The 23,095-nt window shown below is 59.2% G+C and carries 17 protein-coding genes and 1 pseudogene; 6 read left to right on the plus strand and 12 right to left on the minus strand.

Annotated features, from left to right (window positions below; genetic code table 11):
- Positions 1–12: 12 nt before the first annotated feature.
- On the minus strand, positions 13–1,068 hold the full coding sequence (locus tag EXW71_RS27365) for a permease (protein WP_134660684.1): 1,056 nt from the start codon (positions 1,066–1,068) through the stop codon (positions 13–15).
- 44 nt (positions 1,069–1,112) lie between these two features.
- Positions 1,113–1,814, minus strand: a complete 702-nt coding sequence (locus EXW71_RS27370; protein WP_134660685.1) for a histidine phosphatase family protein — start codon at positions 1,812–1,814, stop codon at positions 1,113–1,115.
- A gap of 166 nt (positions 1,815–1,980) precedes the next feature.
- Between EXW71_RS27370 and EXW71_RS27375 the strand changes: the two genes are divergently transcribed.
- The 3 genes from EXW71_RS27375 (at position 1,981) to hemB (ending at position 4,636) form a co-directional block, all read left to right on the plus strand.
- Entirely contained in the window at positions 1,981–2,679 is a 699-nt protein-coding gene (locus EXW71_RS27375; protein ID WP_134660686.1) for a glutathione S-transferase N-terminal domain-containing protein, read from the plus strand.
- Between the two features lie 18 nt (positions 2,680–2,697).
- Positions 2,698–3,540, plus strand: coding sequence for a PhzF family phenazine biosynthesis protein (locus tag EXW71_RS27380; RefSeq protein ID WP_134660687.1), 843 nt, complete (start codon positions 2,698–2,700; stop codon positions 3,538–3,540).
- Positions 3,541–3,661: 121 nt separating this feature from the next.
- Entirely contained in the window at positions 3,662–4,636 is a 975-nt protein-coding gene (hemB, locus tag EXW71_RS27385; RefSeq protein ID WP_123715293.1) for a porphobilinogen synthase, read from the plus strand.
- A gap of 1,214 nt (positions 4,637–5,850) precedes the next feature.
- On the opposite strand, the gene EXW71_RS27390 is transcribed toward hemB, so the two are convergent.
- The gene (locus EXW71_RS27390) at positions 5,851–10,446 is read right to left on the minus strand and encodes an RHS repeat-associated core domain-containing protein (RefSeq protein ID WP_167659699.1); all 4,596 of its coding nucleotides are present in this window, start codon (positions 10,444–10,446) and stop codon (positions 5,851–5,853) included.
- 302 nt (positions 10,447–10,748) lie between these two features.
- Between EXW71_RS27390 and EXW71_RS27395 the strand changes: the two genes are divergently transcribed.
- Positions 10,749–11,834 (plus strand): DUF1615 domain-containing protein, encoded by a 1,086-nt coding sequence (locus EXW71_RS27395; protein WP_134660688.1) that lies wholly within the window; start codon positions 10,749–10,751, stop codon positions 11,832–11,834.
- On the opposite strand, the gene EXW71_RS27400 is transcribed toward EXW71_RS27395, so the two are convergent.
- The gene (locus tag EXW71_RS27400; RefSeq protein WP_134660689.1) at positions 11,835–12,620 is read right to left on the minus strand and encodes a DUF4349 domain-containing protein; all 786 of its coding nucleotides are present in this window, start codon (positions 12,618–12,620) and stop codon (positions 11,835–11,837) included.
- Between the two features lie 154 nt (positions 12,621–12,774).
- On the opposite strand from EXW71_RS27400, the gene EXW71_RS27405 reads away from it, so the two are divergent.
- On the plus strand, positions 12,775–13,194 hold the full coding sequence (locus tag EXW71_RS27405) for a PaaI family thioesterase (RefSeq protein WP_123717723.1): 420 nt from the start codon (positions 12,775–12,777) through the stop codon (positions 13,192–13,194).
- A gap of 186 nt (positions 13,195–13,380) precedes the next feature.
- On the opposite strand, the gene EXW71_RS27410 is transcribed toward EXW71_RS27405, so the two are convergent.
- From EXW71_RS27410 to EXW71_RS27420, 3 genes are read right to left on the minus strand one after another with little or no spacing between them, the layout of a single operon-like run.
- Positions 13,381–14,562, minus strand: a complete 1,182-nt coding sequence (locus EXW71_RS27410) for an acetyl-CoA C-acetyltransferase (RefSeq protein WP_123717722.1) — start codon at positions 14,560–14,562, stop codon at positions 13,381–13,383.
- Positions 14,563–14,573: 11 nt separating this feature from the next.
- Positions 14,574–15,233 (minus strand): CoA transferase subunit B, encoded by a 660-nt coding sequence (locus EXW71_RS27415; RefSeq protein WP_032886654.1) that lies wholly within the window; start codon positions 15,231–15,233, stop codon positions 14,574–14,576.
- A 35-nt stretch (positions 15,234–15,268) separates the two neighbouring features.
- Positions 15,269–15,967 (minus strand): CoA transferase subunit A, encoded by a 699-nt coding sequence (locus EXW71_RS27420; RefSeq protein ID WP_010211319.1) that lies wholly within the window; start codon positions 15,965–15,967, stop codon positions 15,269–15,271.
- 133 nt (positions 15,968–16,100) lie between these two features.
- On the opposite strand from EXW71_RS27420, the gene EXW71_RS27425 reads away from it, so the two are divergent.
- Positions 16,101–17,003, plus strand: a complete 903-nt coding sequence (locus tag EXW71_RS27425; protein WP_134660690.1) for a LysR family transcriptional regulator — start codon at positions 16,101–16,103, stop codon at positions 17,001–17,003.
- 67 nt (positions 17,004–17,070) lie between these two features.
- Here the strand turns inward: EXW71_RS27425 and EXW71_RS27430 are convergent, their stop codons facing one another.
- The 5 genes and pseudogenes from EXW71_RS27430 to EXW71_RS27450 all read right to left on the minus strand — a co-directional run bounded on the left by EXW71_RS27430 (position 17,071) and on the right by EXW71_RS27450 (position 23,023).
- Positions 17,071–17,400 (minus strand): hypothetical protein, encoded by a 330-nt coding sequence (locus EXW71_RS27430; protein WP_060756451.1) that lies wholly within the window; start codon positions 17,398–17,400, stop codon positions 17,071–17,073.
- A gap of 461 nt (positions 17,401–17,861) precedes the next feature.
- Positions 17,862–18,707 (minus strand): NAD-dependent protein deacetylase, encoded by an 846-nt coding sequence (locus EXW71_RS27435; protein ID WP_134660691.1) that lies wholly within the window; start codon positions 18,705–18,707, stop codon positions 17,862–17,864.
- Positions 18,708–18,715: 8 nt separating this feature from the next.
- Positions 18,716–19,156 carry a CBS domain-containing protein gene (locus EXW71_RS27440; RefSeq protein ID WP_123717719.1) on the minus strand — a complete coding sequence of 147 codons (441 nt, stop codon included), beginning with the start codon at positions 19,154–19,156 and terminating at the stop codon, positions 18,716–18,718.
- Positions 19,157–19,286: 130 nt separating this feature from the next.
- Positions 19,287–21,235, minus strand: a pseudogene (locus EXW71_RS27445) (DNA topoisomerase III).
- Positions 21,236–21,400: 165 nt separating this feature from the next.
- Positions 21,401–23,023 (minus strand): MFS transporter, encoded by a 1,623-nt coding sequence (locus EXW71_RS27450; RefSeq protein WP_134660692.1) that lies wholly within the window; start codon positions 23,021–23,023, stop codon positions 21,401–21,403.
- Positions 23,024–23,095 lie beyond the last annotated feature (72 nt).

Below are 23,095 nucleotides of genomic sequence, written 5' to 3' on the forward strand. Positions count from 1 at the left end.
GCCTGAGAGTAACTAGAGGATGACCGCCCCGATCAGCCCACACACCACACCCACCAACATGGTCAACCCGGCCACCGTCACCAGCACCCGCGCATCGAAATCCTTGCGCAGCATCAGCAGTGAAGGCAGGCTCACGCTCGGCAAGGTCATCAGCAAGGCCACGGCCGGGCCGGTGCCCATGCCCAAGGTCATCATGGTTTGTACGATAGGGATTTCGGCGGCGGTCGGAATCACGAACAAGGTGCCGACAATCGCTAATGGCACCAGCCAGAGCAGGTTGTTGGCCATGGCCCCATCCACATGGGGAAACAACCAGACCCGCGCTGCGCCCAGGAGCAGCACGGCCAGGATATAGACCGGGATGGTGCTCCAGAACAATTGCCACAGGGTGCGCAGCCAGCGGCTCAGGAACGGCTGCGACTCCACCAGGCTGACTTCTGCCACCGCCTCCAGTGCGGCATCCGGCACCTGCTCCGGACGCGCAATACGTTGGGCCACCAGGGACACGCCCACCACCAGCACAATTCCCGCCACCAAGCGCAGCGCGGTAAACCCCCAGCCTAGAACAAAGCCCATGAATACCAACGTGGCCGGGTTCAGCACCGGATTGGCAATCCAGAACGCCAACGCCGCACCCACTGAAACCTGCTGACGACGCAGGCCCGCCGCCACTGGCGCCGCGCAGCAACTGCACATCATCCCGGGCAGGGCGAACAGCCCACCGCGCACGGTCGACCCCAACCCGGCCTTGCCAAACAGACGTAGCAGCCAGTCGCGCGGAATCAACACTTGCAGCAGCGAGCCGAGAATCACCGCCAGCACCGCGGCTTTCCAGATCGCCAGGAAATACACCTGGGCATACGCCAGCGCCGCCGTCAGAGGCGCCGTTTGTTGATCGTTGAGGATTGACGCGCCGATGCTGTGGTTATCCGCCGCCACGAATGCCTTGAAGTAATAGGGCGACCACTTCACGTAGTAAAGGCCGACGCAGGCAACCAGGAGGAACAGGGCGGGCTTCCACCAGAAAGACCAGCCCCGGGCGGGCTGGGTGGACGTGAGGTTGGGCATGCTGATGATCCGAAGGTGAGTCAATATCGGTGCATCATACGCCCTCAGATGTCAGCGCTCACCTGGGTTGCTTCCGGGCAGGTCTGTTGGCCGTTGTTCAAACCCTGCTGGTAGTTGCGGCTCAGCAATGATGCTTTGCCGTTGTGCCAGGTCAATGTCAGCACGTACAACGTATCGTAGTCATTGCCGGACCAATCGTGGGCGATGGTGTACTTCGAGCCCACCGCTTCGCTGGCCACTTTGTTGATCAGCTCCGGCAGGTAGCCGTGGGACCAGGCGGTGTAGATGATCGCATTGTGGTACTTGTCCTCCACCAATTCGTCGGCGAGGGCGCTGGTGTCGTTGGCGGAGTACTTGATATTCACCGGCAGGCCGAGCTTGATGGCGCTGGGCCCGATGGTCATCAATGGACGAATGTAGCTGTAGGAATTGTCATGCTCACCTTCCTCGACATTGCGCGTCGGGTTGGAGGCAAACACATAGTTGGCCTTGCCGAATTTTTCCGGCAACACGGTGGCCAGGTTCATCGCGCGGTTGAGGCCCTGGCAGTTGAGCTGGCCCAGGCCGCCGGCAGGTTTTTCACCATGGCGCAGGAACACCAGGGTTTGCACGCCATCCACCGGCCCGGCATTGATGAGCGGGGATTCAAGGGTCAAGCCGATTGCACCGCCGAGTAATAACAATGATGGCAGCACGTAGGTGTAGCGTTTGAGTCGTTTTACAAGGCACAAAGGTGAGATTGTCATTGTCGGTTCGAGTCTGCATTTCAACGTTTTGGCGCACGTAAGAGTGCACTTTGGCGCTTTGGTTCGCCTGTGCGGCAGCCTAGCGTGGCTATGTTGCGTAATGATGACCCATGCAGGGCGAGGCCCAGATGACTATGATGAGGGCTTTCAGCCTGGGGATTTTCCGATGAATGCACTCGCCGCTTTCCCGATCAACAGCAAATGGCCTGCCCAGCACCCGGAGCGCTTGCAGCTGTATTCGTTGCCGACGCCCAACGGCGTCAAAGTGTCGATCATGCTTGAAGAGTTGGGGTTGCCGTATGAGGCGCACAAGGTCAGCTTCGAGACGCAGGACCAGCTATCCCCCGAGTTCATGTCCCTGAACCCCAATAACAAGATCCCTGCGATCATCGACCCGAATGGCCCCAGCGGCCAGCCGCTGGCGTTGTTCGAGTCCGGTGCGATCCTGATCTACCTTGCGGAAAAGACCAGCCAACTGCTGTCCGAAGACCCTGCTACCCGCTATGAAACGATCCAGTGGCTGATGTTCCAGATGGCCGGTATCGGCCCGATGTTCGGTCAGGTGGGTTTCTTCAACAAGTTTGCCGGCAAGGCTTATGAAGACAAGCGCCCGCGTGACCGCTACATCGCGGAGTCCCGACGTTTGCTGGCGGTACTGGAAAAACGCCTGCTGGGCCGCACCTGGATCATGGGTGATGACTACAGCATTGCCGACATCGCGACGTTCCCGTGGATCCGCAACCTGATCGGCTTCTATGAAGCCGGCGACCTGGTGGGTATTGCCGACTTCCCTAACGTGCTGCGTGCACTGGACGGGTTTGTGGCACGTCCGGCGGTGATCCGTGGCCTGAGTATTCCTGGCTGAACCGCAAAGAGTTGAAGTATGCCGACTTTCGATTTCAAGCAATTGGATGTGTTCAGCGCCGTGCCGCTCAAAGGCAATCCACTGGCCGTGGTGCTGGGCGCCGACAGCCTCACCGACCGGCAGATGGCTGATTTTGCCAACTGGACCAACCTCAGCGAAACCACCTTTTTGCTGGCGCCGCGTGATGCGCGGGCCGATTACCGGGTAAGGATCTTCACCACCCTCACGGAGCTGCCATTTGCCGGGCATCCCACGCTGGGCAGCTGCTATGCGTGGCTGCAGGCAGGGGGCATTCCGAAAGGCGAAGAGATTATCCAGGAGTGCGAAATCGGCCTGGTGCGTATCCGTCGTCAAGGCGAGGCGTTGGCGTTTATTGCCCCGCCCTTGTTGCGTTCCGGCCCGGTCGAAGGCGCTTTGGTGGAGCGTGTCCGCCTGGGTTTGGGCTTGCCTGCGCAGGCGATTGTGCGCAGTCAGTGGGTCGACAATGGGGCGGGATGGATGGCCGTGATGCTGGCTGACCGCGACCAGCTGTTGGCCCTGCAACCGGACTACACGCAACTGCAAGGTTTGGTCGTGGGCGTGATCGCACCCTGTGACCCTGAGCGTGATGAGGTCGACACGCAATTTGAAGTACGCGCTTTCATTGCCGGCGACGGTGCCCCGGAAGACCCCGCTACCGGTAGCTTGAACGCCGGCGTGGCTCAATGGCTGCTGGCTGAAGGCCTGGCGCCCGAGCGCTATAAGGTCAGTCAAGGCACGGCCATCGGGCGAGCGGGGCGCATTCATGTTGAACGCCACGGCGATGAAGTCTGGATTGGCGGTGCGGTGGCGGCATGCATCGAAGGGCGGGTACAGCTCTAGATCAATGAATTGTTACGAGCCGCGCAATACACTGTTGGCCCCTTGGCGTTTGTGCTGCCGGGGCCTTGGGGCATAAGCTTTCGCCCCAACTATTTTTGCCTCTACTGTTTTCAGGAAAACCATGACCAGCCAGTTCCCCCAAGCCCGTCCACGCCGCCTGCGCCGCTCCCCGGAACTGCGCGGCTTGTTCCAGGAAACCGAATTCACCCTCAACGACCTGGTGCTGCCGATTTTTGTCGAAGAAGAAATCGACGACTTCGTGCCGATCACCAGCATGCCGGGTGTCGTGCGTATTCCCGAGAAGAAGCTGGCCAGTGAAATCGAGCGCTTTGCCCGCGCCGGGATCAAGTCCGTGATGACCTTCGGCGTGTCCCATCACCTGGACGCGAACGGCAGCGACACATGGAAGGAACGCGGGCTGGTTTCGCGCATGTCGTCGACCATCAAGGATGCCGTGCCGGAAATGATCGTGATGTCCGACACCTGCTTCTGTGAATACACCGACCACGGCCACTGCGGCGTGATGCACGGTGCCCATGTGGACAACGACGCCACCCTGGTCAACCTCGGTAAGCAAGCCGTGGCCGCCGCCCGTGCCGGTGCCGACGTAATCGCACCGTCGGCGGCAATGGACGGCCAGGTCCAGGCCATCCGCCGCGCCCTGGACGATGCCGGCTTTACCCATATCCCGATCATGGCCTACTCCACCAAATTCGCTTCGGCCCTCTATGGCCCGTTCCGCGAAGCCGGCGGCAGCGCGCTCAAGGGCGACCGCAAGAGCTACCAGATGAACCCGATGAACCGCCGCGAAGCCGTACGCGAATCCCTGCTGGACGAACAGGAGGGCGCGGACGCCTTGATGGTCAAGCCAGCCGGCGCCTACCTCGACATCATCCGCGACATCCGCGAAGCCTCACGCCTGCCGGTGGCGGCGTACCAGGTGAGTGGCGAGTACGCGATGATCAAGTTCGGCGCGCAAGCCGGGGCGATCGATGAAGCACGTGTAGTACGAGAGACGCTGGGGTCGATCAAGCGTGCCGGAGCGGATTTGATTTTTACGTACTTTGCGATGGATCTGGCGTTGGCGGGGATCTAAAGCGATTGCGCAAGCCTGTGGCGGGGGAGGTTGCTCCGCACAGGTTTGGTTTGCTTAACTTCGAACCTATGTAGGCTCTCATTTTGGTGAGCCTAAATAAATTCGCTAATTTCTAGTTTAGTGTCGAGGAAGTAATTAGATGCTTGTTGGATATAAGTGAATTTTGGTCGCTTTTAGCTCAACAAACCCGGACTTCTGAGTGGGTGCCTCATCAAGCTCAATAAGGACTATTGAGTCTCCGAGCTTTAGTGCTGTCCATTCGCCATCTGGGTTTTGGATGATTTGAGCCGTTATTTGGGTAAGGCCGTTTATAATATTCATTTGTGGGGGCTTACGTGAGGAAGGGGTGATATTTTCCCCCAAGTAAAAACTTCATCCAAATCGAGTTCGACATCCTGCTTCTCGCCGATAGCTGGTGAGATACCCATCCAGAGAGCAGTGCCACTTCCAGCAGGTGAGTGGAAGTACACACGTATAGTGTCAGCATCAGAAACTACTTCGCTAACTTGTATCTTCATTGAACTTTTTTGATAGTGTGCAAAGGGGGCGGGTTTGTTTAATTGTCGGATTCAGAAGTGCTAGCTATGAATGTATTCGTACACGTCGCTTTGACAAATTTCCCTGAGTCTCAAAGTTTTGATTGCATGCTCTAATTTTTTTAAGTGTTTAGAGTGGCATATGAGCTGAGCAACACCGTGCGTTTCAGCGTCGTAAAACCTGAATGCCAGAATTTCGTTGTCGGTTAGTATTAACTTGAAGTCATCAGGTGTGGATATGTGGTTTAAATGACTTAGAAGCCGCCATAGTTGATCTGACTGACTCTTGTTTTTCATCATTAAAGTCACTGATCTACGGTATGTCTTGAGTCTTGCCGGCTCTATGTGATATGGGTTGTGGTTTAAGTGTTCTATACCTGAGTAAACTAATGTTGTTTCATTTTTTTTGAATATGTCTCTAGGTCCCAAATTTTTCGTGAAGCGTTTTAATGTAAGGTACTCTTGGGTCTTATTGTATTGGGGGTAGCTCGTGGAGTACCACATTGCTATGGTTGGCCAATTATTTATTAACAGAGATGCGAGTGCGCACCAAGTTTTCCAAACGCTTTCAAAGTCTTGGTTTAGCAGCGAGAAAGTGGCATATTCTTTTTCGTCTGCTGAATGTGGTTGCTCCCAAGGGCGTATGCCGGTGTCATATATAAATACAGTGTCCATCATCTATCTCTTGAAATATGTGTGAGAGTCGTCACCTATAGCCAGCGGATCTTTCTTTTTTTCGATGTTAGTGACCTTGGTATTAAAGTGTGGGGCATGATTTCCTTTCTTGTGACCTAGTGAGTGTTCACGAATCTCTACTATTTTACCCTGTAACTCAAACTCATATACTCTTCCTTGTACGTAGAGATTTTGATCTGTGATGGTTTCTCGGAAGACACGTTTGGGATGCTGGGTTTTAGGAACCCCTCCAATTAATTTTGCTCTCTTATAAGCACCGCTCCTTGAAAGCTCGCTTTCAGCACCTTTAGGTACCTCCGCATCGCCTTCGCTGACCCTAGATTTGGCCGTTGGTTCTTCAGCGTTGTGTGTCGGCTTGCATCCATCTCCACCAGGACACGTACTCAATCCCAGCGGATCCACCCACCCCGTAGGATTCGGCACGTACTGGTACGCATTGGTCCCACCCGCCAGCTTCACCGGATCCGGCGTCAGGTACCGACCAATATCCGGATTGTAGTAGCGATGGCGATTGTAGTGCAGCCCACTCTCCGCATCGTAGTACTGGCCTTGGAAGCGCAACGGGTTATCGATTTTGCCGACATCAAGGCGTGCGACTTCTCCGTAGGCGCGGTAGTGCGCGGACCAGACGATTTCGCCGTCGGCGGCGGTGAGTTCCTGCGGGGTGCCAAGGTGGTCAAGTTGGTAGTGGTAGGGCTTCGTTTCCTTTGGGCCAAAACCTTCCAGCATTGCGAGCGGGCGAAAGGTGCCAGGTTCGTAGAGGTAGCTGCGATGGCGACCCACATGGTGCTCGGCAATCAGCTTGTCGCCCTGCCAGAAAAACTCCGTGGTTTTGTCATCCACGGTTTTGCTGATGCGCCGCCCAAACGGGTCATAGCGATAGCGGGCGGTTTGGCCGTTGGGTTGGGTGATGCCAATCAAACGGTGCTGGCAGTCGTAGCGGTATTCGGTGACGAGTTGCTGGCCCTTGCCGCGTCGCTCGTGGATCAGGTTGCCGAAGGCGTCGTAGTCATAGTGGTGGTCGCCCTGGATCATCAGGCGATTGCCGGTAACGATGTCCGGGCCCGGGCGGTTCTGCATCAGCAGGTTGCCCGCCGGGTCATGGCCGAAGCGTTCCTGCACGTCTTGCGAGTGGTTGGCGCGGGTCAGGCGGGCGAGGGGGTCGTAGTGGTAGTCGTGCTGGCCCTTGCGGGTGTCGAGCAGGCGGGTGAGGTTGCCGGTTTTGTCGTAGTCGTATTGGCGCTGGTAAAGAATGTGCTCCTGCTGGGTGATGGCATGAGCATGCAGGCGGTGTTGGTCGTCGTAGTGGTAGTGGCTGAGCAACTGGCCTTGTTGACGTTGGTGTTCGCGGCCGTTTTTAAACAGGTGTGAGGTGAGTAGCGCACCATTGAGTTCGACGGTGGAAAGGTGGCCGCCTTTGTCGTGGTTGAACACCAACCGGTTGTTGTCCGGCAGGCGCAGGTGTTTTAACTGGCCGCAGGCGTCATAGCCATAACGCAGGGTGCCCCAGCCCTGGTGCTCGGCGGTGAGGCGATTTTGCATATCGTATTCGTAGGCCAGCGCCCAGTGGCCGTCGTCGACGCTGAGCAGGTTGCCTTGGCGGTCGTAGGCGTATTCAACCACCTCGCCATCGGGGAGGGTTTTTCGTACGAGGCGACCGGCGTGATCGCGCTCGTAGCGGGTAACCAACTGAGTGCTATCGTCGCCATGCTCGGTCTTTTCCAGCAGGTTGCCGTTGAGGTCGTAGGCATACGCTGTGCGTTGGCCGTCAAAGCCAATCTCTTGCTGGATCAGGCCATTGGGGTGGTAATCAAGCTGATAGGTTTCGCCGACTTCGTTTTCAATCTCGGTCAGCAATAACCGCACGTTGTCGTAGCGGTACTTGACCTGGGTGCCGTCGGCATTGAGGCGGCGGCTGATCAGGTGCAGGCCTTCGGCGTATTCGTAGCGGGTGACGTGGCCGAGTTCGTCGCGTTCGGCGGTGATTTTTCCGTAGGGGTTGTAGCTGTATTCCCGACACGCGCCGCCCGGCAGTACCACACGCGCCAGGCGACCCACGCTGTCCCACTGGTACTGGGTCAGCGCACCGTGCTCATCCTCACGCGCCACCTGCCGCCCAAGATCGTCATAGCGATAACGCTTGATCCCGCCATTGGGTAATTGCTCCTCCAGCAACTGCCCGCGTTCATTCCACACCAGCCGATGACAGCTGTGATCGGGATACCCAACCGCCGTCAGTTGCCCGCGCTTGTTATAGCTGTAGTCGGTCATGTGGCCGTCGGGATCGATCCGACGTGTCACATCACCCTGATCATTGCGCTCATACTTCCAGACCGCCTGGCCCCGTCGCACTACGCGTACGAAGCCGTTGTCATGCTCGTAGGACGTTGGTTCGTCATCCCCCGGAAACACCGCCACCAAGCGTCCGGCGTCGTCGTACTGATACGCCGTCACCGCGCCCAGCGGGTCCTGCTCAACCGTCAGCCGGCCTTTGGCGTCATAGGATTTGAAGTGCTTGGCACCGTCCGGATCGATACGCTGCACCAGGCGTGCCCGCTGGTCGTGCACGTAGACTTCCTGGCTGCCATCGGCGTTGTGCACGGTGACCTGGCCGTCGTCACCCCAGGCGTAACGCGCGTCCATCTGCGCGAAGCTCGCCCAATGCCGGACACACCGCGCCGCCTTGCCCGCCCGTTCCCACTCCCAGTAGAAAATCGCGCCGCCGGCCAACTGCCGCTCAAGAATGACGTGCTGATCGTCGTACCGGTAAACCTCGCATTCACCGACGGCATTGGTCGCCGACACCAGTCGGCCAAGAGCGTCATAGGCGTAGGAAACAACGGTCTGCTCCATCATCCAGGCGAAGGACTCATGCCCCTTGGCGCGCTGAACCTGATAGTCCACCGCCACAATGCGGCCCAGCTCATAGCGCAAACACAGCGAGCGGCCGACGCCGTTATCCAACCGCTCAATGCGCCCCGAACGATCCCGCACAATGCGCAGCCGGTTGTCATACGCATCGCTGATGGCCGTCAGCACACCGTCGCGAAAGTGGTAGAACCGCGACGCCTGGGCCAGCACTAATTCATCGGGCAGAGCGCCCAGATAGATCGCCGCTTCGGCCAGGCTATTGGTGATTGCAGGCCGTAGCTCAGTGGGCAGTGGAAATGCAGTGGAGCGGTTTTCATGATCCGTCCACAGCACCGAATCGCCCGACACTGCAAGCCTGTGCGCCAGCGCATGGCTCCAACCAAACCCCAGCCCGCAATCCACCTCCACGGCACTGGTGCGATATAACCGCGTCCACTCAAACGGCAACACGCCATCCAGCGTGCCATCGGTGAGGGTCAGTAATTCCTCGCCGGTGACCATCGACACCGGGCAGCCATGGGAGGCGGTTTTTCCCGCACTGGCGGCGGCGTCGCCCTGTGGGTTTTTCGCCGAAGCCGGTACGTCGTCGACAGACTCTTTCTGCCTCAGCACCGCATTCTGCCGCGCTCGCCAGCGCATCTGCATCCGGCCTTGTTTCAGCCCGCCGACCGCACCACGAACCGCGACCGCCTTGTAGCGACCCACGGCTTGCATAAACTTTTTCAGAATCGCCAGCAGGCCTTCGACAAAGCCCATCGCCGCCTGAAGAATGCCTTTGCCGTACTTGACCAGGCGCAAGCTCAAGTACGCCACGCCTGCCGCCGGCAACGCGATCGTCAGCACCACGCCGATCACCAGATCAATCAGCAGCGAGACCACAAAACCGGCAGCCGCCTCGGCCATTTCCTGGGGCGGCAACGCGTCCAGCCAGATCATCGCGGTGCGCAACAACAGGTACAGCGCGGCTTCATCACTGGCGAGCAACATCGCCTGTTCCATGACCTTGGGCGCATCGGTGGCGATCTGTGCCAACTTCGCCGCCTCGGCCCCCAGCTGTTCGGCAAATTTCAACGGGTCTTCAAGAATCGCCTGCACCAGCTTGATGCTGTCCCACACATCCCTGATCGCCGCCCAACTGCCCGCCAGCACACCGCTGCCAACCGCACTGGCTGTCGCCACCTCCCAATGCGGCCGGAAACCCTTCCACTGTGAGCGCAGCCATTGCTCCAGATCCGCCGTCAGCCCGGTGTAGGAGGCGAACAAAGCGTCTACCTGCTCTGCTGAAACGCCGCCTTGTACCCGTACCTCGTATCGCCCACCCGCTGCACAAACGTGCGAGCCTTTGCCATGCTCATCCAGCACGACCACGGCAGAGCTGCCGTCATCCAGCCCGATGACTTCAACGGGAATATTGCCGATCGGTACGTCGTACACCGACTCGAACTGGCTCTCGATCTGCAGCACACCGCCCGCCGGGCAACGGGCTACGGTAGAAAAGTCCGCATCGGAAAGGCTAACCGAGCGCTGTGAGTCTCCCACCCGCAACACCCGATCCATTCCCAGCAGCGATGGCATATCCGCGACATGGCTGACTGAGTCCAGTGCCTGCGCGTACCAGGCGCTCATCTGTCGGCGGTAGTGCGCCAGGCTCTGATGAAAGCCATCCAGCTCGTGTTCGATATGGGTGATGTGGAAGGCGTGGGTCATTGGCGGCTCCTTCCCACGCAAGGAGCATCTAAGGTCGTCGAGTCATTCAACGCACAAAAAAGAAACAACATCTGCAATCCCTCGCACTGTGTGATCAGGCGACGGACTTTGCAGAGGATCTCGGCGGCGGTATGCAGAGCTCATCCGGCTATTACGTGGGATGTTTCAGCGGCTTGTGTGCGCCTTGGGCCAAGGCCCTGAACACGGTGCTGCGAAGGGGGAGACAGCAAGTCGGCGAACCCCGGTTAGACTTACCTGTCGATATCCGCAATGCCCGGTCCGTCGTCGTTCAAGGAAGCCCCATGTATTCAAGCCGCATGATCCTGTGTCTCACCACCTTGCTGGTGCTGGCCGGTTGTTCCACCACGCGCAACCCGCTGCAGCCGGAGCGCAGCGAGGCCGATGTGAAGGCTCAGATCGTGCGCCTGCTGCCAGCGTCAGTCCCGGACCGCAACGGTTGGGCTCAGGATATCTACACGGCCTTCGACACCCGGAAGATCTATCCCAGTACCGAAAATATCTGTGCCGTGCTGGCGGTCACCGAGCAGGAGTCCACTTACCAGGTCGACCCTGTGGTGCCGAACATGGGCAAGATCGCTCAGGATGAAATCCTGCGCAGGGCCGGCAAGGTCCACGTGCCGGCGTTCGTGATACGCACCACGCTGCAATTGCGCTCGCCCAACGGCAAGTCCTACGCCGAGCGCCTGAACGCCGCGCGCACGGAGAAGGACCTGAGCGGGATATTCGACGACTTCATCAGCATGGTGCCGCTGGGAAATACCCTGTTCGGCGGCTTCAACCCGGTACACACCGCCGGCCCGATGCAGGTGAGCATCGAATTTGCGCAGCAACATGCGCGGGATTATCCCTACACGGTGGATGGCTCGATTCGTCGGGAAGTCTTCACCCGACGTGGCGGCATGTATTTCGGCATCACGCATCTGCTCGGCTACCCGGTGAATTACGATCGGCCGCTGTACCGTTTTGCCGACTTCAATGCCGGTTGGTATGCCAGCCGCAACGCCGCGTTCCAGGCCGCCGTCAGCCGTATCACTGGCACCGAACTGGCGTTGGATGGGGACTTGATTCGTTACGGATCATTGCTGCCGGGTACCACTGAGCTGGCGGTGCGCTCGCTGGGGTCGAAACTGGACATGCGCAACCCGAGTATCCGCAGCCAGTTGGAGCAGGGCGAGCAGTTGGATTTTGAGGACACCACGCTCTACAAGCGCGTGTTCGCCCTGGCCGACAAGGCCGCCGGCAAGCCGATGCCGCGGGCGATCCTGCCGGGCATCGTGCTCAAGAGCCCGAAGATCACTCGCAACCTGACCACGGCGTGGTTTGCCCAGCGGGTGGATGAGCGATATCAGCGCTGTATGAAGCGTTGATCAGGTGCGCCGTTTGACGAACCGGCGCCACAACCCTACCCATAGCCACACCACGGGGAACGCCAGGATCACAAAGGGCAATACATAGCTGGCACGCTCCAGGGCGTCAGCCGTGCCGTTCACCAGGTTGTCGCCCAGGTTGCTGAACATCCGACTAAAGCGCGACTGCTGGTTCGCACCGTCGGACGAGCGGAAGTTAAGGGTAACGCGGTTGGTATCGAGGCGACGCTGCTGGCCGGCAGCGAGCTGGGCTAATTCCTGCAGTTCATTCTCGATGGACGCCTGTTCCTTGCTCAAGGCGATCAGATCGCTGACGGTGATGTCCTTGCGCTTGGCCAGTTCATCAAGGCGCTGCTGCTGGGCTTGCAGGCGCGCCTGGCGACGCTTTACGTCATTGACCGCATCGGCCAGGTCTTCGGCGGTGGTGATGCGCTGGCCGAGTTTGCCGCCTTCAGCCGCCATCGCGACCAGCGGTTCCACACCGGCAGGCGCTATGCGCAGGATGATCTCGCCGCCGTTGCCGTCTTCGGTGATGCCCAGAATATTGCAGGCACCAAAGCGTGCGGTTTCACAGGCTTCGCGAGTGGCTTGCATGCGCGGTGCGAGCAGAGCGCCGGGCAGTGCCAGGGTCAGCTCGTGTTCGTAGGCCAGTTGCGCGCCGGCCCGGCCTTGTTCGCCGTTGATCACCGTAGCGCGGGTGTGGTCCTTGGGCGAACAGCCGGCCAAGGTCAGCCCGGCCAGTAACAGCATGAAAAGCGGGCGAGATTTGCCGTCCAGATGGCGCATTGCAGTTCCTTGGGGGGAGGGGGAATTGACGGCGATTAAACCGGGTCTGGCGGATTAACGCAAAGCATCAGAGGGGATATGCGTGGCTGATGGTGATGGCCCTCACATCGGCCCTGGAGTACACCTCAAACCTCACTCCAAGGACGAATTCATCATGAATGTTCATGCCGTGCCCGAAGGTTTTATTTCGCTGCCGCGCAGTAGCCCACTGCTTGATTTGCTGGGCCCTGCCTATGGCCGGGGTGAGGGGCTGCACCTTGAAATTGGTCTGCGTGCGGATAACCGCCACGCCAACGGGCGCGGCACGGTGCATGGCGGCGTGTTGGCGACCCTGGCGGATGTCGGCATGGGGTATGCGATGGCGTTTTCCAGCGAGCCGCCGTTGCCGTTGATTACGGCGAGCATGACATTGGATTACTTGGGGGCGGTGCGGGTGGGGGATTGGATTGTGGTGCGACTGGAACACCATAAACGCGGTCGGCAGCTGGCGTTTGCCACCGTGAGCCTGCAGGTGGGGGGTAGGGTGGTGGCCCGGGCGAATGCGGTGTTTGCGGTGCCACAACCTGACAGCTAACGCAGATCAACCGTGGGAGAGGGCGTGCTCCCGATGGGCATGGATCAGTTGATATATAGGGTGGCTGATCCAGCGAATCGGGAGCAAGCTTCTCCCACAGTCGGGTTGTGTTTTTCTGACGCGACCGCAAAAAAGAAAAGGCCCGGTTTTTCGTGGAACCGGACCTTTTCCGTACTGCGCGTTGAATCAGTTGCGTTCGAGGGCGAGGGCTACGCCTTGGCCACCACCGATGCACAGCGTCGCCAAGCCTTTCTTGGCATCGCGTTTGATCATTTCATGCAGCAGGGTCACCAGCACACGGCAGCCTGACGCGCCGATCGGGTGGCCGATGGCAATGGCGCCGCCGTTGACGTTGACCTTGTCAGCGTCCCACTCCAGCTCTTTGCCCACCGCCAAAGACTGTGCAGCGAAAGCCTCGTTGGCTTCGATCAGGTCCAGGTCGGCCAGTTTCCAACCGGCTTTATCCAGGCAGCGGCGCGTCGCCGAGACCGGGCCGATGCCCATGATGGCTGGGTCGACGCCCGCATTGGCATAGCTGGCAATACGCGCCAATACGGGCAGGCCGAGGGCGCGGGCTTTGTCGGCGCTCATCAGCAGCACCGCAGCGGCGCCGTCGTTGAGGCTGGAAGCGTTGCCGGCAGTGACGCTGCCGTCTTTCTTGAACGCCGGTTTGAGCTTGGCCAGGGATTCGGCAGTGGTGCCGGCGCGCGGTTGTTCATCCACGGCGAAGGCCACTGGGTCGCCTTTGCGCTGGGGGATCAGGATCGGCGTGATTTCATCAACAAAGCGCCCGGCTTCGATAGCCGCGGCGGCTTTTTGTTGCGAGGCGGCGGCGAAAGCGTCCTGAGCCTCGCGGCTGATGCCGTACTTGTCCACCAGGTTCTCGGCGGTGATGCCCATGTGGTAGTCGTTGAACGCATCCCACAGGCCATCGGTGATCATGCTATCGATCATCTTGGCGTGGCCCATGCGCAAACCGGTGCGCGCGGCCGGCAAGACATACGGCGCCAGGCTCATGTTCTCCATGCCGCCGGCGATGATCACGTCGGCGTCACCGCAACGGATGGCCTGGGCGCCCAGGTGCAGGGCCTTGAGGCCCGAGCCGCAAACCTTGTTCAACGTCAGGCTTGGCACCGCGTGGGGCAAGCCGGCCAGGATCGAGGCCTGGCGCGCCGGGTTCTGGCCGGAGCCGGCGGTGAGTACCTGGCCGAGGATGACTTCATCCACCTGGGCCGGATCCAGGCCGGTCTGCTCCAGCAGGCGGCGGATCACCGCAGCGCCGAGTTCCGGTGCCGGGATGCTTGCCAGTGAACCTTGGAAGCTGCCCACGGCGGTGCGGGTGGCAGCAACAATCACGACGTCTTGCATGGAATCTGTCCTCACTGGAAATGCATTTCCGGAACGTGGTCCGGGACGATCAGTTTACCGGCGGTCTTGCTCACAATCTCCTCGACGCTGACGCCAGGTGCGCGTTCCTTGAGGACAAAAGCGCCATTTTCGATTTCCAGGTAGGCCAGGTCCGTCAGTACACGCTTGATGCAGTTCGCGCCGGTCAGCGGCAGGCTGCATTGACTGAGCAGCTTGGACTCACCGTCCTTGGATGCGTGGGTCATGATCACGATGATGTTTTCCGCCCCGGCCACCAGGTCCATGGCACCGCCCATGCCTTTGACCAGTTTGCCTGGGATCATCCACGAGGCGATGTTGCCGTGTACGTCCACTTCAAACGCGCCGAGTACGGTGAGGTCGACGTGGCCGCCACGAATCATCGCGAAGGACTCGGCGGAGGAGAAGATCGAGGCGCCGATACGTGCGGTCACGGTCTGTTTGCCGGCATTGATCATGTCGGCATCGATGGTTTCTTCGGTCGGAAACGGGCCCATGCCCAGCAGGCCGTTTTCCGACTGCAGCATCACTTCCATGCCTTCGGGAATGTAGTTGGCCACCAGCGTCGGAATGCCGATGCCGAGGTTGACGTAGAAACCGTCCTGCATTTCACGGGCGACGCGTTGAGCCATTTGTTCGCGGGTAAGAGCCATGTTCTTTTCCTCTTATTGTCTGGGCTGGAGGTGGATTATTTGCGGACGGTGCGCTGTTCGATGCGCTTCTCGAAGGTGCCGCAGATGATCCGGTCGACGTAGATGCCAGGGGTGTGGATCTGCGCCGGGTCCAGCTCGCCCGGTTCGACGATTTCCTCGACTTCAACCACGGTGATCTTGCCCGCCGTGGCGGCCAGCGGGTTGAAGTTCTGAGCGGTGTGACGATAAATGACGTTACCGAAGTGGTCGGCTTTCCAGCCTTTGACGATGGCGAAGTCGCCGGTGATGGACTCTTCCATCAAGTAGGGGCGACCGTTGAATTCGCGGGTTTCCTTGCCCTCGGCAACCGGAGTGCCGACACCGGTTGCGGTAAAGAAGGCCGGGATGCCGGCGCCGCCGGCGCGCATTTTTTCCGCCAGGGTGCCCTGGGGGGTCAATACCACTTCGATTTCGCCGCTGAGCAGTTGCTTCTCGAACAGCGCGTTTTCACCGACGTACGAGGCGATCACCTTGCTGATCTGCTTTTCTTCCAGCAGTACGCCCAGGCCGAAACCATCCACGCCGCAGTTGTTGGAAACCACGGTCAGGTCTCGGGTGCCTTTGCGCTTGATCTCGGCGATGAGGTTTTCCGGAATGCCACAAAGGCCAAAACCACCGGACAGCACGGTCATACCGTCTTCCAGGCCTGCCAGGGCTTCTTCATAGGACGCCACGCGTTTATCGAAACCTGCCATACGCACCTCTTTTATTGTTTGTGGGCCAGCCAATGAACCGAGTGTTGCGCCGAAGCATTGATTTGTTAAGTTGTTTTTTAAGGTTGATTGATTTAAAAAACAGCATAGTTGCCTGGCCGTTCGGAGTCGCCTCATGACAGTTAAACAGATGCGTGCCTTCCTCGCCGTGGCCCAGAGCCTGAGTTTTGCTGCGGCCTGCGAGCGCCTGCACCTTTCCCAATCGGCACTGAGCCTGACCATCAAGGGCCTGGAGGAGGGGCTGGGCGGGCGCTTGTTCAGCCGCAATACCCGCAACGTTGCGCTGACCCCTGAAGGTGAATCGCTGTTGCCTCTGGCGCGCCGACTGATTGCTGACTGGGACAACGCCGAAGATGAACTGCGCCAGCGCTTCACCTTGCAGCGCGGACGGGTGACGGTGGCGGCGATGCCGTCGTTCGCGGGCAACCTGTTGCCGCCGATCCTCAAGATATTTCGCGAACGTTACCCCCAGGTGAACGTGACAGTGCATGACCTGATCAACGAGCAGGTGCTGGAGATGGTCCGCGACCGCCAGGTGGAGCTGGGTGTGGCGTTCGAGCCTTCAGAAGGGTCTTCGTTGGCATTTACGCCGTTGTACCTCGATCGATTCGTTGCAGTGGTGCCGGGTGAGTCACCTTTGGCCGAGCGTGCCGAAGTCGACTGGAAAACCTTGCTGGAGCAACCATTCATTACCTTGCAACGGCCCTCCACGGTACGGGTCATGCTGGAGGAACACCTTGGCGCCCTGCAGATGAAGCTGCCGGTGGCTTTGGAGAGTCATCAGCTGGCGACGGTGGGCAAGATGGTTGCCAGTGGGCTGGGTGTCAGTGCCGTACCCGCGTTATGTGCACGGCAGATGGAGGAGGCGGGCGCTCGTTGCATCACTTTGAGTGACCCGGTGATCGAACGGCCGATTGGCGTGCTGACCAAACCGGGACATGAACTCTCGGCGGCGGCGCAAGTGTTGTTTGATATTTTTCGGGATGAAGCGGAGAAGGGCAGGTTTCCAACTTTTTGAGCATGCCAGATACAAGTATGGGAGCTGGCCAGCCAGCTCCCATAAAGAGGTGAGTACTACTTGTCAGTTAGTAGTAACGGTCGATCACCTTAACTTGCGAGTTGTCTTTGAATGACGCCCAGGCATTGTTAAGTGTGTCGAATACTTGCTCGATAAAGTTGCGGTCAGCGGCCGCCTTTTTGCCGACATAACCCTGGCCGCGGCGGTACATCTTCAGGCGCGCCGCCAGTTCGCGGTTATTTCGGTCGAACTCGGCTTCTTCGGTGTGGGGCGCCAGGCAGTCGATTTTCACTTCGCCCGATTTACCTACCCACAGGATATGGTCGTCGAGTGTGTCTTTCTGCGCTGCGAACATTTCAGCCAATTCATTGATAGTTGGTTGGTTGTTCAGATTCATGTGTAAGCCCCTTGACCAGTTGGCGATCTATCAGTTGATTCACGTTAGTTGTCTCCGGTTCCGAAAACCGGGCGTCAGCGACTGTCTGCCGAATACGGGCAGGGTCTTGAACCTGATGCATGTAGTCTTGCTGATGAACTGCTACGCAATGGTTTCATAACGAAGACAAGCAGCGTTTGAGCTCCTTGTACCGAACCTTGCGGGCCGGTCAGCTTCATCAATCTGCCTTGTGGGCAGTGCACATCCGGAAAAAACAGCTCGGCGGTCAGACGAGCTTGTTCAAAACACGGTTACCAACGCTCCCGATCCGGGAGACGTCTAGATCATGCAAGGACAAAAAGGTTACGTCAACGATTATGTAGTGATTTTTTTTGCGCACTACAAAAACCGTTGTGGGGACGGGAGAATGCGATAAAACGTGACTTGGGCGTCATTTTTTGAAAGACAGGTCGAACGCAAAATCAAGTCAATCGTGCGGCCAACAGCGGCAGCAGCCGCTCGCATGATGCTTCGATCTTTACCTGCAGAAGGTCATCTGCGCGGGTCTTGCCCAGGTTGATGGCAATCACCGGTTTACCTTGCTCCACCATCGCCTTGCACAGGCGAAATGCTGAATAGGCCATCAGTGAGGAGCCCACCACCAGCAAGCCCTCGGCGTGCTCCACCGCAGCCATTGCTTTGGCAGCCGTGACTTGGGCGACATTCTCGCCAAAAAACACCACATCCGGTTTCAACCGCTGGCCATCGCAATAAGGACAGTGGGGCACTTGGAAGCGCTCCTCAAAGGCAGGATCGAGCAAGGTGTCGCCGTCGGGCGCCTGTACGGCATCGACACCCGCCAGGTACGGGTTCTGGTGTTCCATCACCCGCTGGATCACATCGCGCTCGCTGCGTTGCTGGCAGTCCAGGCACAGTACCCTGTGCAGGTTGCCGTGCAGTTCAATCACATCATGACTACCGGCCTGATCATGCAGCGCGTCGACGTTTTGCGTGATCAAGCCGCTGATCCGTTCGCGGTGCTGCAACGCGGCCAGTGCCAGGTGGGCTCTGTTTGGCTGAGCAATACGCACCCTTGGCCAGCCCAGCATGGCGCGAGCCCAATAACGCCGCCGCGCCTGCGGGGTGGCCAGGAACTCCTGATACATCATTGGCGCCTTGCCCCGGCGTACGCCTTCACTGTCGCGATAATCGGGAATGCCCGACGACGTACTGATCCCCGCACCGGTCAGTACCAGAAAGCGCCGTTCGGCCATGGCCCGGTGCAGGGTGTCGAGGTGGTCTTCTTGATGTTCCAGCGTGTCCAGCATGGGTCCCCCTATTCGCCGCGGATGTATTGCTCCAGTTGCTTGATCAGATCAGCCTGGTCGGCGATGGCTTCCTTCACCAGGTCCCCGATGGACAGCAGGCCCAACAGTTGACCGTCCTCGACCACGGGCAGGTGCCGAAGGTGGCTGTCGGTCATGATATTCATGCACTCATCGACCTTTTTATGGGTGTCGACGGTTATCACCGGAGAACTCATCACCTCATGCACTTTTGTAGTGACCGAAGACAGGCCCTTGAGCATGATTTTGCGTGCGTAATCCCGTTCGCTGATGATCCCTACCACTACGCCTTCCTTGACGACCGGCAAGGCCCCGACGTTTTTTTCCGACATCCGGACCAGTGCCTCAAATACGGTGTGGTCCCATTGGATGGTATGGACGTCCTGGTTTTTCTGGTCCTTGGCTTTAAGCACTTGTGCAACGGTTTTCATGGCGGCCACTCCGGTGTTGTTGTTAGGAAGTCAGGGTCCTCCTAAAGAATCCTAGACGCGCCACCGTGCCGCAAGGTGCAAAGCGGCGTTAAACCTGTCGAAAAACGTCATTTGCCGATTTTTTTAACGGTTATCCGGTGTTTGTCGGCTTTTTCCCCGCCTGGGGGCGGTAGCCGCCTTGCGTGGTGCGTTCTTTCGTTTCTTTTTCCACGCAGGAGCGTTTTTGCCGGCAGGGCTTGCCGGGCCGGTAATCGTCATGCGCATGCCGTTACAGCGGGCCACTTGTTTGCTCATCCAGGCTGCCTGTTTGGCGACGAATTCTTCCAGGCTCATTTCCCCGCTTTGCACCATGTCCAGCGCCTGTTCCCAAATTGCGGTAGTGCCGGGATCGGCGATCGCGCGGGGCACTGCATCGATCAGGCTGAATGCCGCCGGGGTGGCAGAGAGCGCCTTGCCGTTTTTCACCAGATAACCACGGTCCAACAACCCCTGGATAATCCCGGCGCGAGTGGCCTCGGTGCCGATACCGGTGGTGTCCTTGAGCTTTTGCTTGAGCAGTGGGTCTTCCACCAGTTTGGCGACGTTTTTCATCGCCTTGATCAGGTCGCCCTCGGTGAAGGGCTTGGGTGGCTGGGTCCATAGGTCTTTCAGGTTGACCTTGGCGACGCTGTAGTCCTGACCTTGCGCCAGTGGCGGCAAGGCTTGCGGGGCCGGTGCCTCTCGGCCTTTGGCGGGCGCCAGGGCTTCGGGCAAGGCGCGTTTCCAACCCGGCTCAATGATGACTTTACCGACCGCGCGTAACGCCTGGCCCGCACAGTCAAAATCCGCCTGGGTACGATCGTACTCGTGGTTGGGCAGGAACTGCGCCAGGTAACGTGCGCGAATCAGGGTGTAAACGGCGCGGTGTTTGCCGGTCAGTTGCGTGACATCCTTGCCGGCCCCCGTGGGAATGATGCCGTGGTGCGCGCTGACCTTGGCGTCGTTCCACGCGCGGGAGCGGCGTTGGGGGTCGATATGAGGCATCAGTTCATTCACCGTCGCATCCGCACGCCCCAGTGCCGCAAGAATACCCGGTGCTTCACGGTGCTGGCTCAACGGCAAGTAGCCGCAATCACTGCGCGGGTAGGTGATGACCTTGTGGGTTTCGTAAAGCGACTGGGCGATATCCAGGGTTTCCTGGGCACCGAGGCCGAGCTTCTTCGAACAGATCTCCTGCAGGGTGCCCAGATCGAAGGGCAGGGGCGCCACTTCGCGCATGCGTTCGGTACGCAGCTGCATCAGTCGCGCGGTGCCGGCATTGCTCATGGCGTCGGCCGCCTCCCGCGCCAGTTGTGGGTTGAGGCAACGCCCCTGGTCGTCGCAGGCATCTTCGGCTGCCCGCCATTGGGCCATGAAGGTCATGCGCTCGTGGCGCAGGTCGACATCGATGGCCCAGTAGGCCACCGGCACGAAGTCGGCGATGCTGCGGTCGCGGTCCACCACCAGGCGCAAGGTCGGCGTTTGTACCCGGCCGACGGGCAATACGCCCTGATAACCGGACTGGCGCCCGAGCAGGGTGAACAAGCGGCTCATGTTCATACCGATCAGCCAGTCGGCGCGTGAACGGCCGAGGGCCGAGTGATACAGGCTGAAGGTTTCAGCACCGGGCTTGAGCGCAGCCAGGGCCTTGCGGATGGAGGCGTCATCCAGCGCCGATAACCACAAACGCTGGATTGGCCCGCGATAGCGGCAATGCTCTACCAGTTCACGGGCGATCATTTCGCCCTCGCGGTCGGCATCGGTGGCGATCACCAACTCCTGGGTTTCTCCCAGTAAGCGCTTGACCGCCTTGAACTGACTGGCGGTCTTGGGTTTGACCAGCATCTTCCATTTTTCCGGGACAATCGGCAGGTCGGCCAGTACCCAGCGCTTGTATCGGGTGTCGTAGGCATCGGGCGGGGCGGTTTCCAGCAGGTGGCCGATGCACCAGGTGACTGTGACCCCATTACCCAGCCAGCACCCGTCGCCGCGCCGGCTGGCGCCGAGCACAGCCGCGATATCTTTGGCCTGGGAGGGTTTTTCACAGAGGTACAGCCGCATGGTCATCACATCAGATCGGGTTGATGCCTTGCAGGATGCGCAGTCGGAGGAATTTGATCAACCATTATCTGTATGGATGTACAGCTTTAAGTTTCCAGCTGCAAGCTGCAAGAAAGAGCCAATGGGCTTTTACTTGCCGCTTGCCGCTTGCTCCTTGACGCTCATTCAGTTGTTATCGATATCCACATGCCGCGTTTCCTTGAGGCAGAACAAGCCCACGATCAAGCTCACCCCGGTCACCACCACCGGGTACCACAGGCCGTAGAAGATATCGCCGGTGTACACCACCAACGCAAACGATACGGTTGGCAGGAACCCGCCAAACCAGCCGTTACCGATATGGTAAGGCAGCGACATCGAGGTATAGCGGATACGCGTCGGGAACAGCTCCACCATCAACGCCGCGAGCGGGCCGTAGCACATGGCGGCAATCAGGATCAGCGCTACGATCAGCACCACCACCATCACCTTGTTGACCTGGGCCACGTCCGCCGAAGTGGGGTACCCGGCCAATGTCACCGCGCCACGCAGGGCGGCTTCGTCGAAACCGTCGATGCGCACATCGCCCACGCTGACTTGCACCGGGCTGCCCGCCGGGGCGGCGGCGCTGCTGTACGGCAGGCCTTGTTTGACCAGGAAGGTCTTGACCTTGTCGCACGGGCTGTCAAAACGCGCCTTGCCCACCGGGTCGAACTGGAAGGTGCAGGTGGCAGGATCAGCCAGCACGGTGATGGGTGCCTGGCGGCTGGCCTGGTCCATCGCCGGGTTGGTGTAATGGGCCAGGCCCTTGAAGATCGGAAAGTACAACACGGTCGCCAGCAACAGGCCGAGCATCAATACCGGCTTGCGGCCTAGCTTGTCCGACAGCCAGCCAAACAGAATGAAGAACGGCGCGCCAATCACCACGCTGATGATCAGCAGCATATTGGCCAGCGCCGGGTCCATCTTCAGGAATTGGGTGAGGAAAAACAGCACATAGAATTGTGCCGCGTAGAAGGTCACCGCTTGCCCGCCGTTGATGCTGAACAGGGCGATCAACACCACCTTGAGGTTTTCCCATTTGCCGAAAGATTCCCGGATCGGCGATTTGCTGGCCTTGCCTTCTTCTTTCATTTTCAGGAACGCGGGCGACTCGTGCAGGCTCATGCGGATCCAGGTGGAAATGCCCAGCAGCACGATGGAGAACAGGAACGGTATACGCCAGCCCCACACCTCGAACTGGTCGCCGGTGAAGTAACGGCAGGCCAGCACCACCAGCAGTGAGAGCAGCAGGCCAATGGTGGCGGTGGATTGAATCCAACTGGTGTGCAAACCGCGTTTACCGGTGGGAGCATGTTCAGCCACGTAGGTGGCCGCGCCGCCGTATTCGCCGCCCAGCGCCAGGCCCTGCAGCATGCGCAGCACAATCAGGATGATCGGCGCGGCGATGCCGATGCTGGCGTAGTTCGGCAGCAACCCGACACAGAAGGTCGCCACGCCCATCAGGATGATGGTGACCAGGAAGGTGTATTTGCGCCCGATCATGTCCCCCAGACGGCCGAATACCAGCGCGCCGAACGGCCGCACTACAAAGCCAGCTGCAAAGGCCATCAAGGCGAAGATAAACGCGGTGGTGTCGTTGACCCCCGCAAAGAACTGCTTGCTGATCACCGCCGCCAGGGCGCCGTAGAGAAAAAAGTCATACCACTCGAACACCGTCCCGAGGGATGAGGCAAAGATGACTTTCTTCGAGTCGTTGCTGGTGCTCGCGTTGATTGCCGAGCCCAGGGGTTGAGCATGTTCTGACATCGGGTAGCCCTCACAGTGATTATTTATTGTTGTTCCACTGTCGGCGCCGGGGGCGGCGCCGCTATTGCTTCA

It is taken from the genome of Pseudomonas sp. BCA17 (assembly GCF_004519405.1).
GTDB lineage: Bacteria > Pseudomonadota > Gammaproteobacteria > Pseudomonadales > Pseudomonadaceae > Aquipseudomonas.